Annotated in this window: 1 protein-coding gene; it reads left to right on the top strand. The window is 47.2% G+C overall.

Translation table 11 applies throughout. The features are described 5' to 3' along the window. On the top strand, window positions 1-1,184 hold a 1,184-nt coding region (tuf, locus tag R7040_RS24565; protein ID WP_017822038.1), incomplete at its 5' end, for an elongation factor Tu. Window positions 1,185-1,190 lie beyond the last annotated feature (6 nt).

Genomic DNA, 1,190 nt, shown 5'->3' with positions numbered 1-1,190 from the left:
TGTCTAAAGAAAAATTTGAACGTACGAAACCGCACGTTAACGTTGGTACTATCGGCCACGTTGACCACGGTAAAACAACTCTAACTGCAGCTATCTGTACTACTCTTGCTAAAGTTTACGGCGGTGTAGCTAAAGACTTCGCATCTATCGATAACGCTCCAGAAGAGCGTGAGCGCGGTATCACAATCGCAACTTCTCACGTTGAGTACGACACTCCATCACGCCACTACGCACACGTTGACTGTCCAGGACACGCTGACTATGTTAAAAACATGATCACTGGTGCTGCACAGATGGACGGTGGTATCCTAGTTGTTGCTGCGACAGATGGCCCAATGCCACAAACTCGTGAGCACATCCTACTAGGCCGTCAGGTTGGTATCCCATACATCATCGTATTCATGAACAAATGTGACATGGTTGACGATGAAGAGCTACTAGAACTAGTAGAAATGGAAGTTCGTGAACTTCTATCTGAATACGATTTCCCAGGTGATGACCTACCAGTTATCCAAGGTTCTGCACTAGGCGCACTAAACGGCGAAGAGCAGTGGGAAGCGAAAATCGTTGAACTAGCAGAAGCTCTAGATACTTACATCCCTGAGCCAGAGCGTGCGGTAGATCAGCCATTCCTAATGCCTATCGAAGACGTATTCTCAATCCAAGGTCGTGGTACAGTAGTAACTGGCCGTATCGAGCGTGGTATCCTAACTGTAGGTGACGAAGTTGCTATCGTAGGTATCAAAGACACTACTACAACTACATGTACTGGTGTTGAGATGTTCCGTAAGCTTCTAGACGAAGGCCGTGCAGGTGAGAACGTTGGTGCACTTCTACGTGGTACTAAGCGTGACGAAGTTGAACGTGGTCAAGTACTAGCTAAGCCTGGTTCAATCACTCCACACACTAAGTTCGAATCAGAAGTATACGTACTGTCTAAAGATGAAGGTGGTCGTCACACTCCATTCTTCAAAGGCTACCGTCCACAATTCTACTTCCGTACAACTGACGTAACTGGTGACATCCAGCTACCAGACGGCGTAGAAATGGTAATGCCAGGCGACAACGTACAGATGACTGTAGAGCTAATCGCACCAATCGCAATGGACGAAGGTCTACGTTTCGCGATCCGTGAAGGTGGCCGTACAGTAGGTGCTGGTGTTGTTGCTAAGATCTTCGACTAATTCATA

It is taken from the genome of Vibrio sp. 1069 (assembly GCF_033340555.1).
This window is presented reverse-complemented; position numbering and strand designations above follow the sequence as displayed.